The 16,909-nt window shown below is 36.1% G+C and carries 16 protein-coding genes; 1 reads left to right on the top strand and 15 read right to left on the bottom strand.

The features are described from left to right. The first annotated feature begins 192 nt into the window (after window positions 1–192). On the top strand, window positions 193–834 hold the full coding sequence (lexA, locus tag HPY74_04575; protein ID NSW89955.1) for a transcriptional repressor LexA: 642 nt from the start codon (window positions 193–195) through the stop codon (window positions 832–834). 86 nt (window positions 835–920) lie between these two features. On the opposite strand, the gene hfq is transcribed toward lexA, so the two are convergent. The 15 genes from hfq to lspA form a co-directional block, all read right to left on the bottom strand. Then, window positions 921–1,178, bottom strand: a complete 258-nt coding sequence (hfq, locus tag HPY74_04580) for an RNA chaperone Hfq (protein ID NSW89956.1) — start codon at window positions 1,176–1,178, stop codon at window positions 921–923. 107 nt (window positions 1,179–1,285) lie between these two features. Then, window positions 1,286–2,215, bottom strand: a complete 930-nt coding sequence (miaA, locus tag HPY74_04585) for a tRNA (adenosine(37)-N6)-dimethylallyltransferase MiaA (protein NSW89957.1) — start codon at window positions 2,213–2,215, stop codon at window positions 1,286–1,288. 42 nt (window positions 2,216–2,257) lie between these two features. Further along, window positions 2,258–4,042, bottom strand: coding sequence for a DNA mismatch repair endonuclease MutL (gene mutL / locus HPY74_04590; protein ID NSW89958.1), 1,785 nt, complete (start codon window positions 4,040–4,042; stop codon window positions 2,258–2,260). Between the two features lie 61 nt (window positions 4,043–4,103). Then, window positions 4,104–6,722 carry a DNA mismatch repair protein MutS gene (mutS, locus tag HPY74_04595; GenBank protein NSW89959.1) on the bottom strand — a complete coding sequence of 873 codons (2,619 nt, stop codon included), beginning with the start codon at window positions 6,720–6,722 and terminating at the stop codon, window positions 4,104–4,106. Beyond that, window positions 6,722–8,131, bottom strand: coding sequence for a tRNA (N6-isopentenyl adenosine(37)-C2)-methylthiotransferase MiaB (gene miaB, locus HPY74_04600; GenBank protein ID NSW89960.1), 1,410 nt, complete (start codon window positions 8,129–8,131; stop codon window positions 6,722–6,724). Before miaB ends, mutS begins: the two co-directional genes overlap by 1 nt. Before the next feature lie 13 nt (window positions 8,132–8,144). After that, complete coding sequence (locus HPY74_04605; protein NSW89961.1) at window positions 8,145–9,023, bottom strand: orotate phosphoribosyltransferase; 879 nt, start codon at window positions 9,021–9,023, stop codon at window positions 8,145–8,147. After that, a complete protein-coding gene (locus HPY74_04610) occupies window positions 9,007–9,711 on the bottom strand; it encodes a histidine phosphatase family protein (GenBank protein NSW89962.1) in 705 nt (234 codons plus the stop codon). The genes HPY74_04605 and HPY74_04610 overlap by 17 nt, the downstream gene beginning before the upstream one ends. A 25-nt stretch (window positions 9,712–9,736) precedes the next feature. Then, a complete protein-coding gene (locus tag HPY74_04615; GenBank protein ID NSW89963.1) occupies window positions 9,737–10,672 on the bottom strand; it encodes a dihydroorotate dehydrogenase in 936 nt (311 codons plus the stop codon). Further along, complete coding sequence (locus HPY74_04620; GenBank protein ID NSW89964.1) at window positions 10,665–11,465, bottom strand: dihydroorotate dehydrogenase electron transfer subunit; 801 nt, start codon at window positions 11,463–11,465, stop codon at window positions 10,665–10,667. The genes HPY74_04615 and HPY74_04620 overlap by 8 nt, the downstream gene beginning before the upstream one ends. Continuing rightward, complete coding sequence (gene pyrF / locus HPY74_04625; GenBank protein NSW89965.1) at window positions 11,456–12,409, bottom strand: orotidine-5'-phosphate decarboxylase; 954 nt, start codon at window positions 12,407–12,409, stop codon at window positions 11,456–11,458. Before pyrF ends, HPY74_04620 begins: the two co-directional genes overlap by 10 nt. A gap of 40 nt (window positions 12,410–12,449) precedes the next feature. Continuing rightward, window positions 12,450–13,736 carry a dihydroorotase gene (locus HPY74_04630; protein ID NSW89966.1) on the bottom strand — a complete coding sequence of 429 codons (1,287 nt, stop codon included), beginning with the start codon at window positions 13,734–13,736 and terminating at the stop codon, window positions 12,450–12,452. After that, window positions 13,720–14,661: an aspartate carbamoyltransferase catalytic subunit gene (locus tag HPY74_04635; protein ID NSW89967.1), complete on the bottom strand. Its 942-nt coding sequence runs from the start codon at window positions 14,659–14,661 to the stop codon at window positions 13,720–13,722. The genes HPY74_04630 and HPY74_04635 overlap by 17 nt, the downstream gene beginning before the upstream one ends. 101 nt (window positions 14,662–14,762) lie before the next feature. Beyond that, complete coding sequence (gene pyrR, locus HPY74_04640) at window positions 14,763–15,308, bottom strand: bifunctional pyr operon transcriptional regulator/uracil phosphoribosyltransferase PyrR (protein ID NSW89968.1); 546 nt, start codon at window positions 15,306–15,308, stop codon at window positions 14,763–14,765. Between the two features lie 180 nt (window positions 15,309–15,488). Then, entirely contained in the window at window positions 15,489–16,424 is a 936-nt protein-coding gene (locus tag HPY74_04645) for an RluA family pseudouridine synthase (GenBank protein NSW89969.1), read from the bottom strand. 15 nt (window positions 16,425–16,439) lie between these two features. Further along, window positions 16,440–16,898, bottom strand: coding sequence for a signal peptidase II (lspA, locus tag HPY74_04650; GenBank protein NSW89970.1), 459 nt, complete (start codon window positions 16,896–16,898; stop codon window positions 16,440–16,442). Window positions 16,899–16,909: the final 11 nt, after the last annotated feature.

A 16,909-nucleotide genomic window follows, 5' to 3' on the forward strand; every position in this document is an offset into this window, starting at 1 on the left:
ATCTAATGGCGGGCACATTTTCAAATTTTGAAGAAAATGCTGAAAGTAACATTAATGTGCCCATTAACGAACAAACGTTTGACAACTCAAAAATAAATGTTATAATATTATAGTAAAGAAGTATTAAATGTTTAAAATTATTTCGTAAAACGAGGTGGAATTATGGATAAAAAAGTTAGAAGGAAAAAGCAGATGGAAGAAAATCTTACAGATAAACAGAAAGAAATACTCGCGTTTTTAAATAATGAAGTAAAGGAAAAAGGATATCCCCCTTCTGTAAGAGAAATTTGCCATGCAGTTGGATTTAAATCAACCTCAACAGTGCACACTTATCTTGAAAAATTAAAGAAAAGAGGACTTATTCAAAAGGACCCATCAAAGCCTAGAGCTATAAGAATTATTGATAACGCTGATAATAAGCCTTTTACAACTAATGAAATATATTTATGTGGTAAAAAAATAGTAAATGTCCCTATTGTAGGTAGAGTAACCGCAGGTCAACCTATCCTTGCCGTAGAGAACATAGAGGATTCTTTTCCCCTTCCTGCAGAAATTGCACAAAGTGGTGAAGTTTTCATGCTAAAAGTTCAGGGAGAAAGTATGATCAATGCAGGAATACTTGATGGTGACTTTGTAGTTGTCAGACAACAGAATTCGGCAGAAAATGGAGATATTGTTGTAGCATTAATTGAAGACGAAGCAACAATAAAAACATTTTATCGTGAAAAGGATTTTATAAGGTTGCAACCGGAAAATCCTTACATGGACCCAATTATTGTCAAGGACAATATACCAATTTTGGGAAAAGTTATAGGAGTTTTTAGAAAACTTTAAAATTATACAGTCAAACAACAATAAAATTATACAGTCAAACAACAATAATATTCTGACTAAAAATAGAGCCTTTGAAGGCTCTATTTTTAAGGTGTTGCCTGTTCCTTTCCACTATCATTGCTAAAAATAAGATTTACCGGTTTTAATGGACTTACTGTAGATATAGCATGTTTATAAATAAGTTGTTGTTTCCCGTCGCTGTCCAAAATAACTGTAAAATTATCAAAACCTTTTACTACTCCCTTTAACTGAAAACCGTTGGTAAGGTAAATAACAACAGTAATGTGTTCTTTTCTTACCTGATTTAAAAATACATCCTGTAAATTAATATTACTTTTATTCACGAAGAAACCTCCTCTTGTATAAGTTTTTTTATCTTTCACATGAGTATTCTTTAAATAAATTTTACTAGAATATTCCATAAGTTTCAATACACTTAATAACATTTTCTTTATTTTCTATATCTTTCTATGTATTCTACCATTTTTTTTAAAGCTTTAGAATAACCTTCGTCAACATCTAACCAGATAACTTCTTTAATTTTATTAAACCATGTCATCTGCCTTTTTGCATACCTTCTTGTATCTCTTTTAAGTAAATTTACAACTTCATCCAGGGTAGCTTCACCTTTCAAGTACCAAAGAATTTCTTTATAGCCAAGCCCCTGTATTGCAACAGAACATTTGTCATAACCCATTTTTACAAGACTTTCTACTTCTTTAACCAATCCCTTTTCTATCATTTCATCAACCCTCCTGTTTATTCTTTCATAAAGTCTTTGTCGGTCCATTCTAATACCAAATATAATAAAATTATAGATAGGAGGCTCACATCTGGATATTTGCTGATGGTATGAAATAGTTCTGTCAGTCATTCTATAAACTTCTATGGCCCGGATGATTCTCTTAGTATCATTTACATGTATCCTTTTTGCAGCTTCTGCATCAATTTTCATCAATATATTGTGTAAAAACTCATTGCCTTTTTCTTTGGCTAGGGACTGCAACTCTTTTCTTAGCTCCCAATTTGTATCCATTTCAGTAAATTTAATATTATATATTAGTGAATTTATATAAAGTCCCGTCCCACCAACAACGATTGGTATTTTGTTTTTATTTATTATTTCTGCTATATATTTTAAAGCAAGACTCTGAAAGCGGACTACACTAAATTCTTGGTCAGGAGTAACCTCATCTATCAAATAGTGTTTAATTCCTCCCTTTTCTTCCTCTGTGGGCTTAGCAGTTCCTATATCCATATACTTGTATATCTGCATGGAATCAGCAGAAATAATTTCCCCATTAATATACTTGGCCAATTCAACGGATATTTTTGTTTTCCCGGAAGCTGTAGGGCCGACTATAACAATTACATTATCCAATCCGTTCTTAACCTCCTTATACTTATTATACCTTATCTACATCTACAATCTTCTTTTAAACATTTTTTCCAATTCATCCTTGGATATTTTTATTATAGTTGGCCTTCCGTGAGGACATGTATAAGGATTCCCAAGCCCTGACAACTTTTTTAACATTTCCAGAGTCTCCTTGTTGTCAAGATTCATATTGGCTTTTACGGCAACTTTACATGCAATTTTATATAGTGCCCTGTCGGTAATAATATTATTATTTTCTTTTACAGGAGATGTAACAATATCAAGGAGTTCCAAAAACATTTCCTTTTCATTCCCATCACATCCTCCATATGGCACAGCTCTTATCACAATAGAATTATTGCCAAATTCTTCATAAATAAAACCCAACCTATTAAAAAATTCTTTATTTTCATCCAATGTTTTTATTTCCTGATGAGTCAAATTTATTACTACAGGTACCATAAGTGTTTGGGACATGGGTTTATTACTGGAGAATCTGCTTTTCATTTCCTCAAAAATAATTCGTTCGTGGGCTGCATGTTGGTCAATTATTAACAGATAGTCATCTTTTTGTAACAAAACATAGGTAGAGAATAGTTGACCAATAATATGTGCACCTGTTATATCCCGGGAAATACTGTTTTGCGCTTCAAGATTTCTTAAAGACTCATTTTCTATATCCTCATTTTTCTGTACCCGATTTTGCACAACTGGACTTTGCTTATCCGGACTGTACTTGTACAAATTTTGCCCGGGCTGAGCTTGGATATCCTGATTAACATAACCGGGACTGCTTTCTTTAAAAAACGTTTCCTTTTCGGTCTTCACTTCAATAATTTTGCTTCCTCTTGAAAGAGCGTTGTTAACTGCGTGGTACACAGCCCTGTATATACTCTGCTCATCAGAAAACCTTACTTCCATCTTTGCTGGATGTACATTTACATCTATGGCAGAGGGATCTATTTCTATTTTTAATACTATGAAGGCAAACCTGTTTTTCATTAAATATGTCCTGTAAGCCTCATCAATTGCAGATGTCACCAATTTGCTCTTTACATACCTTCCGTTTACAAACAATGACTGATAATTTCTATTTGACCTGGATATTTCTGCTCCTCCTGCATAACCCGTAATCCTTATTAGGTCATCCTTATAACTTATTTCTATAACAGATTTTCCTATATCCGTTCCATAAATACTTACTATAGTACTTAACAAATCATTGTTGCCAGGAGTGTGGATAATGGTAGCCCCATTACTTACAAGCTTAAAAGATATCCCAGGATTACTTAAAGCAATACGGCTTATAATATCCGATACATATCCCCCTTCCGTAGTATCTTTTTTTAAAAACTTAAACCTGGCAGGGGTATTGAAAAACAGATCCTTTACAATAACTGAAGTTCCTACAGGCGCACCTGTCTGTTTAATATATTCAATATTGCCGCCCTGTACATAAATCTGTATACCGTATGGTTTATTTAGTGTCCTTGTAACCATTTCAACTTTTGAAACGGCAGCAATACTTGCAAGGGCTTCTCCTCTGAATCCAAGGCTCAAAATAGAGGAAAGATCGTCAGAATGCTTTATTTTACTTGTAGAATGCCTCTCAAAAGCTATTATTACATCATCTTCTTCAATACCACTACCATTATCTATCACTTTAATAAAAGAAACACCACCATTTTTTACCTCCACGTTAATTCGTGAAGCACCGGCATCTATGGAATTCTCAACAAGCTCCTTTACGACTGATGCAGGCCTTTCAACCACTTCACCTGCTGCTATTTTATTTATTGTACCTTCATCAAGAGTTATAATTTTCCCCACAGCATGTTCAATCCTTCCATATCTATCTGTTAAGTTTATACATCAAATTTACTTCGCTTATTCACTTTAAAGCTTTTTGTTGCAAGTTATATAAAACATTTAGGGCCTCAATAGGAGTTAATGACGTAACATCTACCTTCTTAATTTCATTTATCAATTCATCATATTTTTTGTTGAAACCACTGTATGAAAATATATCAATCTGACCTTCCAGGGGTTTTTTACTTTTCCGTATCCTGGTTTCCTTTTTGCTTATATCTGCCTCTTCCAGTTCATTAAGTATTTCTCTCGCTCTTTTAATTACCTGCTCCGGGAGTCCGGCAAGCCTTGCCACCTGTATTCCATAACTGTCATTTGCGCCTCCTCGTACAATTTTCCTTAAGAAAACAATGTCATCCCCTTTCTCTTCTACTGTAATGCAGTAATTGTTTACACCAGGTATTTTGCCCTCAAGGTCAGTTAATTCGTAATAATGAGTAGAAAAAAGCGTTCTTGCACCTACTTTACTCTTGTCACTTATGTATTCAATCACAGCCCACGCTATGCTTAAACCGTCAAAAGTACTGGTACCCCGGCCTACCTCGTCAAGAATAAGCAGGCTCCTTGCGGTAGCGTTATTAAGAATGTTTGCTACTTCAGACATTTCCACCATAAATGTACTTTGTCCTGAAGCAAGGTCATCAGTGGCTCCAACCCGTGTAAATATCTTATCTACAACTCCGATTTTAGCTAAAGATGCAGGTACAAAACTACCTATTTGAGCCATAAGTACTATCAGAGCAACCTGTCTCATATAAGTAGATTTACCTGCCATGTTAGGTCCGGTAATAATTAAAACTCTGTTATCTTCCATGTCAAGAAAAACATCGTTAGGGACAAAGGCCCCACTTTCAATCATTTTTTCAACTACAGGATGACGCCCGTCTTTTATTATTATTTCACCTTCCCTGTTAACTTCAGGCATACAGTAGGATTCCCTATCAGCTACCTCGGCAAGGGCACATATTGTATCAACTTCTCCTATACTTACTGCAGTGTTTTTTATTCTGCTTACCTGGCCTGCTATCTTTTCCTTGATTTCAATGAACAAATTATATTCCAATTCTACTACCTTTTCTTCTGCTCCCAATATCGTATCCTCTATTTCTTTTAACTCAGGAGTAATGTATCTTTCAGAATTTGCAAGGGTTTGCTTCCTGATATAATTATCAGGCACAAGAGAATAGTAGGATTTTGTAACCTCGATATAATAACCGAATACTTTGTTAAACCCCACTCTCAAGTTTTTTATACCTGTTTTTTCCCTTTCTGATGCTTCCAGGGCTGCAATCCAATTTTTCCCCTCTGTAGAGGCTTTCCTAAGTTTATCCACATCCTTATTGTATCCACTTTTTATTATTCCTCCTTCTTTTACAGAAACAGGGGGGTCATCAACAATTGCTTTATCAATAAGGTCATAAATATCGTCCAAGGTATCCATCCTATGATAATTTTTTACATTTAAACTGCTATAGCATTCTTTTAAAAGTTTTTTTATATAAGGGACCTGTCCGATAGAGTTTTTCAAAGATACCAGATCTCTACAATTGACAGTGCCAATTACTATTTTACTCATCAGCCGTTCGATATCATAAACACTTTTTAACAGCTCCCTTATCTCCATGCGGACCATATACTTGTCCTTCATTTCAGCAACAGCATCAAGCCTTTCCTGAATATCATCCACTTTAATTAACGGTTGTTCAATCCATTTTCTTATTGTCCTACCACCCATAGCAGTTATAGTCCTATCTAATACCCATAAGAGCGACCCTTTCCTTGTCATATCTCTCATAGTGTGAGTAAGCTCAAGATGCCTTCTTGAAGATACATCCAAAACCATAAACTCTTCAATCTCATATGAATGTATATCCTGTATATGTGTAAAACTAACCTTTTGAGTTTGTTCCAGGTATGCCAATAATGCTCCTGATGCACAAATTGATAAATCTTTTCCACTTTTAAGGAATTCAACATCATTAAAGCAGAACTTTATTCTTTCCACAGCATTACTTTGTTTAAAGTACTCATCATCAAAAGGGTAAATATAAGTACTAAATCTTCTTTTGATACTTCGTATAATTGAATTATCATTGTATAGTCCTGTATTTACTATTATTTCAGATGGAGAATACTTTCCTATTTCGTCCATAAGCTTGCTTACTGTATTTCCCCAAACAATCTGAGTAGTTGAAAACTCACCTGTGGAAATATCCACGGCAGCCAGTCCGAAAAAGTATTTATTATTATATATTGACAAAAGATAATTATTCTTTTTTTCATCAAGCATTGAAGATTCTGTTACAGTACCGGGCGTCACAACTCTTATTACTTCCCTTTTTACTATACCCTTTGCAAGGGCTGGATCTTCAACCTGCTCGCATATTGCTACCTTGTAACCTTTATTAACAAGCTTTGAAATATAGGGCTCGACAGAATGAAACGGTACACCGCACATGGGAGCTCTTTCTTCCAACCCGCAATCCCTGCCAGTAAGAGTAATTTCAAGCTCCCTTGATGCAATCTCTGCATCTTCAAAAAACATTTCATAAAAATCCCCTAATCTGAAAAACAATATACAGTCTTTATATTGCTCTTTTATCTCAATATACTGCTGCATCATAGGTGTCAAGCTGCTCATTATACTACCTCACCTTCAAGATACCATGTGAGAGCCTTATTGATTTTTACCTTTACTATATTTCCGACCAGAGCTTTATTTCCACTGAAATTCACAATTTTATTTGTTCTTGTCCTTCCTGTATACATCTCTTGGTTTGTTTTACTAGGTCCTTCAACTAATATCTCAACAGTTTGATTTACCAGGGAATTGTTTATTTTTCTACTGATCCGGTTTTGTATTTCAACTAATAAATCGAACCTTTTCTTTTTAATATTTTCCGGCACCTGGTCATCCCTCTCTGCTGCAGGAGTACCCTTCCTTTTTGAATATAAAAAAGTATATGCTGTGTCAAATTCTACTTTTTTTATAACGTCAATGGTATCCATAAAATCTTCATCCGTCTCTCCGGGAAAACCCACAATAATATCTGTTGTAATGGAAATGCCGGGGATGTTTTCTTTAACCTTTTTTACCAGCTCAAGATATTGGTCTTTTGTATACCTTCTGTTCATCTCTTTAAGAATCCTGCTGCTTCCAGCCTGTAAAGGCAGGTGTAAGTGTTCACAAACCTTAGTACAGTCTTTCATGGCATATATAAGGCTGTCGGACAAATCCTTGGGATGTGAAGTCATAAAACGTATTCTTTCTAATCCGTCTATTTCATTTATCCTGTAAAGTAATTCTGCAAAGCTGGATTTATTATTCAGATCCTTCCCGTAGGAGTTCACATTTTGTCCTAGTAGTGTTATTTCTTTATAACCCTGTATAACTAATGCTTTTACTTCATTAACAATATCATCCATACTTCTGCTTCTTTCTCTTCCCCTCACATAGGGTACAATACAATATGAGCAGAAGTTGTTACAGCCGTACATGATAGTAACCCATGCCTTTACTCCATCTTTACGCACTATAGGTATACCCTCAATAATTGAACCTTCTGAATTCCATACATCCACCAAAACCTGTCTGTCTTTCAATAGTGAGTATAAAAGCTCCGGGAACCTATACAGATTGTGCGTGCCAAAAACCAGATCAACATGCCTATACTTCGAAATAATATGATCCACAACATCCCCCTGTTGCATCATGCAACCACAAACAGCAATAATTGTGTCAGGCCGCTCATGCTTTATTCTCTTCAAGGCTCCCAAGTGCCCATAAACTTTGTTTTCTGCATTTTCCCTAACACAGCATGTATTATATATAATAACATGGCTTTCTTCTATTTCATCGGTTTCTTCATACCCCATTTCAGTTAGCATTCCGGCAAGCTTTTCAGAATCATTTTCATTCATCTGGCAGCCAAAAGTAGCTATATGGTATTTCTTACCCATACCCTGGTTTAATTCTGCAACTTGCCGCATAAATTTCCTTTGCAATTCCATTTCCTTTGCAGTTACAGTCATATTTTCTTTATTCACCATCTGCAAAACCCTTTCACATTTTTATCTGCCAATATATACCATATATGTTATTTTTAATACAAAGTTTTGCCCTTTCAGCCTCTTTTCCCCCTGCATTTAAAGCATTTTTAATAAATTCAGGGTGTGTTATCAGGAAGTTTCTCATTGAACCTTTAGGGTCATCTATAAACTCATTTATCACATTATACTGGTCAACATTAATTAACCCTATATCCAAAGCCTTCCTGAAAGTTTCCTTTCCTACCTCCAGCATTGGGTAAAGGTTTATTCCATATCGTGCCAGTAATTCTTTTCCACCTTGTCTTCTGTCTACTACTACAGCGCTCCACCTAATCTGCCCGTTAATATCTCTTATTGCAGGTATCCATGCCCTCTCATAGCTTGATCCTTCTGTTACTAAATCAGCTATATGGAGGACATTTTTACTATTCAAGTTATCCGGCAAATTTACCTCATTCTTATAAAATTCATATATTGTAAGGTCTTTATATATTGTTAAATGTGGTTTATCAAGCAATTTTGCTGTTAAAAAGGAAAAAAACCAATCTCTTCTCTCTCCTCCGGAAATATAATCTATTGTATTTGTATCAATATTTTCTTTAATAAACATACACATTTGGTCTATAAGGCTTTTATAAATCCTATCACTACAATAGTTTTCCCACAGTTGCTTCATCAATTCCATAGGGAATGCATATATGTCATCTTTTGAATCATTAATAAATTCTAGTAGTTTATTTGCCTTTTCTTCATTTCCGTAAAGAAAATGAGTATTAATATAATAGGGGCCTATGGTACCTGAAGTATACCAAAAAGGCTTATCAGCCTGGCTAACCTTTAAAGCACCGGTTTCAAAAAGCCATTGTACAAGCTTTTCATGTATTGTATCCAAGACCTTCATCCTCCCCTTTACCTTGCCGGTTCATTTTTTCCAGCCACCATTCCTGGTTTTCAAGTGTCTTCATATCCTTACTTAGATGGGAAGTATCCCCTTCAGTCACAATACTAAACTTGCCTCTTTCACAATCGATTATTGTAACAGACGTATTGTCATACCATGGAAAATTAATCATTTCCTCAAGGCTGCAGTGGTAAAAAAAACACATTAAGGACCTGATTGCTGTACCATGGGTAACAACACAAATGTTTTTCCCTTTATTCTTGTTAATAATATATTTAAACTCCTCAACAATCCTGTTCTGAAACTCTTTCATGGATTCACCCCTGGGCATTTTGTGGATGTGAGGTTTGTTTTCCCATGAATCGTATTCTTCAGGCCACTTCTTCGGCAGCACATCCCAGGGCATATTTTCCCACTCACCACCGTTTATTTCCTTTAACTTATCTGTCCGGATTACCGGAAGACCTTTAGCCTTTGCAATATAAGCCGCAGTTTGCAAAGTCCTTTTCAAGCTGCTGGAATAAATGACATCTATATCCATATTTTTTAAGCGTTCTGCTACAAGCCTAGCCTGGACATGCCCTTTTTCGGTTATTTCGGAATCAGTCCATCCGTGAAACACCCTGTTTACATTTCCTTCTGCTTCAGCATGCCTTACAATTATTAATCTTGTTGCCATATCTTCACCCATCTAACTTAAGTCTTCACCCATTCAACTCCAGTTTTCCTATTATATCATATATACTACAATAATTGTACCTTTCAAGGTACTTTTCAATACCTTCTATAACTTCAATGCAGGCATTGGGATTTACAAAATTCCATGTTCCCACCATTACCGCGTGAGCTCCAGCAAGCATGAATTCAACCGCATCATCCCCTGAAGAAATTCCTCCCATTCCTATGACAGGTATTTTAACGGTTTGAGAAACTTCATAAGTCATTCTTACAGCTATAGGTTTAACTGCAGGACCCGATAGTCCCCCAAAATTATTGGCCAATACCGGCCTTTTTTTATGTATGTCAATTACCATCCCTAAAATAGTATTTATTAAGGAAACGGCATCTGCACCATTAGCTTCCGCCGCCAGAGCGATCTCTTTAATGTCCATTACGCTGGGGGTCAGTTTTACTATAAGCGGTTTCTTGCAATACTTCCTAACCTGCTTTGTTATTTCCGATATACCTTCCACGGTATTGCCAAAAGCCACGCACCCCTCCTTAACATTAGGGCAGGAGACATTCAACTCAAAAGCGTCAATATCTGTGTCCGATAATATTTCTGCCAATTCACAGTATTCTTCTATAACATTTCCTGCAATATTGGCTATAATAACCGTATTAAATTTTTTAAGAAAGGGCAGTTCCTCTTTTATAAATACTTCAACCCCGGGGTTTTGCAATCCTATGCTGTTCAATATTCCCGCAGGAGTTTCAGCTATCCTGGGGGGCTTATTTCCCTTCCTGGGTTTTATGGTAAGCCCTTTGACTGAAATACCTCCGAGCTTGTTTAAATCTATGTAATTAGAATATTCCCGTCCAAAACCGAAAGTTCCCGAGGCTCCAATAACAGGGTTTTTAAATTTAATGCCGGCTATGTCAACTTCAAGCCTGTTACTGTTACTATCTATATTAGTCATCAAAATCCACCTCTTCTCCCCAGAAGATGGGACCATCTTTGCACACTCTCTTATATTGCCAATCATCCCTTAACTTTATCTTGCATGCACAAGCAAGGCATGCTCCAATACCGCATCCCATCCTTTGTTCAAGGCTCACCTGGCACTTTATCCCTGCTTTAGAAGCTAGTTCTACAACTTTCTTCATCATTGGCCCAGGACCGCATGTATATATTATATCATACTTTTCCCCTTTAATTCCCTCTTCTAGAATTCTTTTTTCCAGTAAATCAGTAATAAAACCTTTCTGACCCAGGCTACCGTCATCGGTAGATATTATCAATTCATGAGAATTGTGCTTAAAAGCCTCTTCCAGTACAACATAGTTTTTGCTTCTAAATCCAATGTATGCAGTTTTGTGGACACACTGTTTTTGTTCCAATAAAAATAGAAGTGGAAATATCCCTATACCTCCGCCCACAACAGCAATGTTTTTGTAATTTTCAGAAAGGTCAAAATGACTCCCTAAGGGACCAATCAAATCCAAAACATCGCCGGCTCTCTTTTTAGCAAGATAACTTGTACCTGTACCCCTTTTCTGGAATACAATAGTCACATTTTTATTCTCCCTATCAACTGAACAAATACTGACAGGCCGCCTTAAAATTGCATTAAACCCCTCACAACACTTTATATTTACAAACTGCCCCGGCTTTGCATTTTGGGATACATATGCCGATCTAAAGGTTAGTTGGTAAATACCAGTGACAAGTTCTCGATTGCACACAATTTCTTCTTGTAACATTAAGGACATGTTTTGCCTACTCCCAATTCTCTGTTTATATCATCTCTCATTCTAATGACTTCCGCCCTCGCAGCTTCGTCAAATTTTTCCTCACTGTATTTATTTTTCCAGGTTTCAGAAGCATATGCATACATTATGCTCCTGGAAGCATTAATAATAGCACCAAGTCCATCACAATTAAAGGAATGCACTACATCTTTGGCGGTCCCGCCTTGTACTCCATAACCCGGGACAAGTATATATGCATGTTTCATAATACTTCTTAATATTTTTGCCTGGTTAGGATATGTAGCTCCTACTACAGCTCCCACGCTGCTATAACCATATTTCCCAATCAAACTTTTACCCCAATCATTAACATACTCTGCTAATATTTCGTAAACACTTTTACCTTGATGGGTCAGCAAATCCTGGAGTTGTCCTGAGGATTTATTAGAAGTCTTAACCAATATAAAAATGCCTTTATTATAGCTTTTGCAGTCATCGATGAAAGGTTTTATTCCGTCATAACCTAAAAACGGGTTTACCGTTAATGCATCCGCATCAAAAACAGTTTCACACACATCTTCATCGATCCTAACTCTACCCAGGAATGCTGAAGAATATGCTTCAGCAGTACTCCCTATATCATTTCTTTTTCCGTCACATATGATTACAAGTCCTTTACTGCGTCCATACTGAATAGTCCTATCGAGTACTTCAATTCCATATATTCCATACAGCTCGTAATATGCCGATTGGAGTTTTAGTGCGGGTACCAGCTCATCTACTGCATCAATTATTCTTTTATTAAACTCAAAAATTGCCTCGGAAACACCTTTTAAATTTTTGCCATAATTATTAAAAGCCTTTTGTTTTATAAATGACGGCACAAACTCAATTCTTGGGTCAAGCCCCACAACCGTGGGATTGTTCTTTTCTTTTATCTGAGTAATGAGTCTGTCTATAAACATGTTCTTATAAATTCCTCCTTTTAATCATTTTCCCATTTTATTATAATAATACCTTCTCCCTAACAACAGCTTTCCCATTGACTATTGTATGGTAAACAACACCTTTTAGTCTAAAACCATCAAAAGGCGAGTTTTTACTTTTTGATTTAAATTTATTTACATCTATAATTTGTTCTTCGTTTATATCAATAATAGTTATATCAGCAGTCCGCCCTTCTCCAAGTACACCTTTATTCAGTCCTAATATTTTGGAAGGATTAAAGCACATTTTTCTTACCACATCTTCAATAGTTAGGATTCCAGGGTCAACTAGGTATGTAATTACCAGGGGTAGGGCCGTTTCAAAGCCTACCATGCCACTTGCGGCCAGATTAAACTCAATATTTTTTTCATCAATATGGTGAGGTGCATGGTCTGTGGCAATAATATCAATCGTCCCATCTCTTAAGCCTTCTATTACAGCCTCTACATCCTTTTTTGTTCTAAGAGGAGGATTTACCTTTGCCATTGTATTAAAATCTCCACAAGCGTCCTCTGTCAACGAAAAATAATGAGGACATGTTTCAGCAGTTACTTTCACTCCTCTTTTTTTTGCATTGCGTATTAAGTCTACAGAAGCTTCGGTACTTACATGAGCAATATGAATACTTGTATTTGTATATTCAGCAAGCAAAAGGTCCCTTGCAACCATTACAGATTCGGCAGCAGAAGGAACTCCCTTTAACCCCATAATGGTAGATTGGTAACCTTCATTCATTACACCTTCATCAGCCAAATCCAGATCCTCACAATGGGAGATTACAGTAATATCAAACATTGATGCATATTGAAGGGCTTTTTTCATTAAAGAAGAATTCATAACAGGTTTTCCATCATCTGATATTGCAACTGCACCTGCAAATTTAAGTTCACCAATTTCCGCAAGTTCTTCACCTCTTTGTCCCTTTGTTATTGTACCTATAGGATATACATTAACATAACCTTCCTGTTTTGACTTATTAATTATATATTTTATGACGGTTTGATTATCAATTGGAGGATTTGTATTGGGCATACATGCAACTGAAGTAAAACCTCCCATTGCAGCACTTGCTGTTCCTGATTCTATATCTTCCTTATACTCATATCCCGGGTCCCTCAAATGGCAGTGAGCGTCTACAAGCCCAGGTATTACATACTTCCCTGTCGCATCAATCAAGTCGCTGCTTGTAATTTCAATGTCTTTACCTATTTCCCGAATTATTCCGTCTTCTATGACAATATCAAAAACTCCATTTCTTCCCGTTCTTGCATCAACAACATGTCCGTTTTTAATTAGCAGCTTCACTCATACCACCCCTTCTTGTCAAAAGATATAAAAGTGCCATCCTTACTGCTACACCATTAGTCACCTGTTCATTAATAAGAGATTGTTCACCATCAATTATTGATGTTGTGAGCTCCACACCCCTGTTTACCGGACCGGGATGTAAGACAAATGCGTCTTTTTTAGCCAGCATCAGGCGTTTTTCATCTAATCCGAAGAATCTTGAGTATTCTCTTATAGTAGGAAATAACCCTTTTTTCTGTCTTTCCAATTGTATTCTCAATCCCATTACCACATCAGCATCAATTAAAGCTTCCTGAACTGTATTGTAAACCTTAACTCCTAACTTTTCCATCAATGGAGGCAACAAAGTTGCAGGACCTGCAACGCAAACATTAGCTCCAAGTTTAGTCATCCCCCATATGTTGCTTCTGGCAACCCTACTATGGTAAATATCTCCAATAATAGCTACTTTAAGGCCTTTCAAACTTCCTTTGACTTCCTTTATAGTGAACATGTCAAGCAAGGCTTGTGTAGGATGTTCATTTATTCCATCGCCGGCATTAATGACCGAAGATTTCACGTTTTTTGCCAGTAAAGCAGGTGCACCGGACATAGGGTGTCTTATTATTATGACATCCGTACCCATTCTGTCTATGGTCCTTCCTGTATCAATAAGGGATTCACCTTTTGCTACGCTACTGGCGGTTGATGAAATGTTTGCTGAACTTGCTCCCATATACTTAGATGCGAGTTCAAAAGAAAGACGCGTTCTTGTACTGTTTTCATAGAACAAAGTTACAATTGATTTACCTTGCAGGTGAGGAGTTTTTTTATTGTTTGACATTAATATCATTTTCATTGTCTTTGCTGTATCCAGAATATATTCAATTTCTTCAGCAGATATATCCTTAAGTCCCAGTAAATCTTTTCTTTTCAGGTTCATTCTCTCCCATCCTTTTAAAGAGTATAGTTTTCCTCATTATATTATTAAAATATTATTAAAAAAATAGTAAGGATTTTATCCTTACTATTTTCCCGGAAACTTTAGCCTTTACCCGGTTGGGTTATGGTTACCTTGTTTACTCCATCTATTTCCGCCAGCTTAACATTAACTAATTCATTCCTTGAGGTGGGGACATTTTTTCCTACATAGTCTGCCCTTATCGGTAATTCCCTGTGGCCTCTGTCTATCAGCGCTGCCAATTGGATCATTTTAGGTCTTCCAAGGTCCATGATTGCCTCAATGGCTGCTCTAACCGTCCTTCCTGTATATAGGACGTCATCAACAAGTATAACTATTTTATCAGTAACAGTAAAATTAATTTCTGTTGCATTAATAACAGGATGCTCAGCCAGCATACTCAAATCGTCTCTATAAAAAGTTATATCCAATATACCTACGGGGACAGATTTACTCTCCACTTCAGCTATTTTTCGGGCTATTCTCTTAGCAAGAGGAACGCCTCTTCTTTGTATTCCTATTAATACTACATTATCTGTTCCCTTGTTTCTCTCAATTATTTCGTGAGCTATCCGTGAAATTGCTCTTTTTATTTCAATTTCATCCATTATTTGAGCCTTTTCCAGCATATTCTCCACTCCTAGTATTAAAAAAGCTCCCTGCAAAGAATACAAGAAGCTAATTATTATTTACAATTAATGTCCAGCGCTAACCGGACCAAACACTACACACCTTTGCAGCCTCACAGGACTTATTTAAAAGGTTCCTATTTAATTAATAATTATATTATCATATGTATTATCCCTTGTCTATAGTTTTTGACATTTTTCTACTCTCAGTTTGTCCAATAACTCTTTGAAATCTTGAGGAAGTTCTGCTTCAAACTCCATATACTCACCTGTTACAGGATGATTAAACCCTAGCAATTTTGCATGAAGGGCCTGACCTTTTATTACATATCCATAATCTTTGTCCTTTCCCCCATAAACTTCATCTCCTATTACCGGATGGCCGATATAAGACATGTGGACACGAATTTGATGAGTTCTGCCCGTTTCAAGCGTTAACTCTACATATGTAGCCCTGTTAAACCTTTCAAGCACTCTGAAATATGTTATTGCTTCTCTACCGTTCTTAGTATTAACAGACATTTTCTTTCTATTAACAGGATGTCGTCCTATGGGCAGGTTAATTCTTCCAGTGTTTTCTTTTATTATTCCTTTAACCAGTGCAACATATACTCTTTTTATACTGTGTGTTTTAAGGCTTCGGGAAAGCTCTCTATGAGCCTCATTATTTTTTGCAATAACAAGGATACCCGAGGTATCTTTATCCAGCCTATGAACAATGCCGGGCCTTATAATGCCGTTTATATCCGAAAGGTTTTCTCCACAGTAACTCATAAGGGCATTAACCAAAGTGCCAGAATAATTTCCTGCAGCAGGGTGCACAACCATTCCCTTAGGTTTGTTTACTATTAATATGGAGTCATCTTCATACATTATATCCAATTCAATGTCTTCAGGTACAATATCAAGTTTTTGCGCTTCAGGGATGGTTACACATACCTCATTCCCAATCTTAAGCTTATAATTTGTCTTGACAGGGCTGCCATTAACAAGGACCAGGTTGTTATTGATAAGCTTTTGTATATAAGTTCTGGAAAGCCATGTCAGTTTGCCGGCAAGCCAAGTATCTATTCTTTTATTATCTACATCCGACAATAGATTTATTTGTTCCTTCATTAAACCTCCATGGCGTCACGCTTGTTTTTGGTAAAAAAATAAAATAAATATGGCCAGGGTAATTGTACCTATTACTATAAACGAGTCAGCAACATTAAATGTTGGAAAATTATATGTGCCGAAATAAAAATCTAAAAAATCCGCAACACTGCCCTTTGAAACCCTGTCAATCAAATTTCCTATTGCTCCTCCAAGGACAAACGACAATGACAGTTTCAGCATCTTGTTCTCTGTCTTAAAGAGAATATATCCCATTACAACAGAAAAAATAATCGTTAAAGGTATAAAAATATACACCCTATTTTGCAGTATTCCCCAAGCAGCACCCTTATTTTCATGGTAAGTAATATAAAAAAACTTATCAATAACCGGTATTAAACTATTATATTCTACATTCTTTACAATTATATATTTACTTGCCTGATCAAATACAATAATTAGTGCAATTGTAATAATCCAAATTAAGTTTCCCATTACTAATCCCC

The sequence above is a fragment of the Bacillota bacterium genome (assembly GCA_013314855.1).
Taxonomy (GTDB): domain Bacteria; phylum Bacillota; class Clostridia; order Acetivibrionales; family DUMC01; genus Ch48.

Bases quoted from the DNA above. Each gene is read 5' to 3' on its own strand.
- HPY74_04645 (NSW89969.1), bottom strand. From the start codon at position 16,424: ATGAAGGAACAAATAAATCTATTGTCGGATGTAGATAATAAAAGAATA.
- HPY74_04615 (NSW89963.1), bottom strand. From the start codon at position 10,672: ATGACTAATATAGATAGTAACAGTAACAGGCTTGAAGTTGACATAGCC.
- HPY74_04635 (NSW89967.1), bottom strand. From the start codon at position 14,661: ATGAACCTGAAAAGAAAAGATTTACTGGGACTTAAGGATATATCTGCT.
- pyrF (NSW89965.1), bottom strand. From the start codon at position 12,409: ATGTTTATAGACAGACTCATTACTCAGATAAAAGAAAAGAACAATCCC.
- lspA (NSW89970.1), bottom strand. From the start codon at position 16,898: ATGGGAAACTTAATTTGGATTATTACAATTGCACTAATTATTGTATTT.
- lexA (NSW89955.1), top strand. From the start codon at position 193: ATGGAAGAAAATCTTACAGATAAACAGAAAGAAATACTCGCGTTTTTA.
- mutS (NSW89959.1), bottom strand. From the start codon at position 6,722: ATGAGCAGCTTGACACCTATGATGCAGCAGTATATTGAGATAAAAGAG.
- HPY74_04610 (NSW89962.1), bottom strand. From the start codon at position 9,711: ATGGCAACAAGATTAATAATTGTAAGGCATGCTGAAGCAGAAGGAAAT.
- HPY74_04620 (NSW89964.1), bottom strand. From the start codon at position 11,465: ATGTCCTTAATGTTACAAGAAGAAATTGTGTGCAATCGAGAACTTGTC.
- pyrR (NSW89968.1), bottom strand. From the start codon at position 15,308: ATGCTGGAAAAGGCTCAAATAATGGATGAAATTGAAATAAAAAGAGCA.
- miaB (NSW89960.1), bottom strand. From the start codon at position 8,131: ATGGTGAATAAAGAAAATATGACTGTAACTGCAAAGGAAATGGAATTG.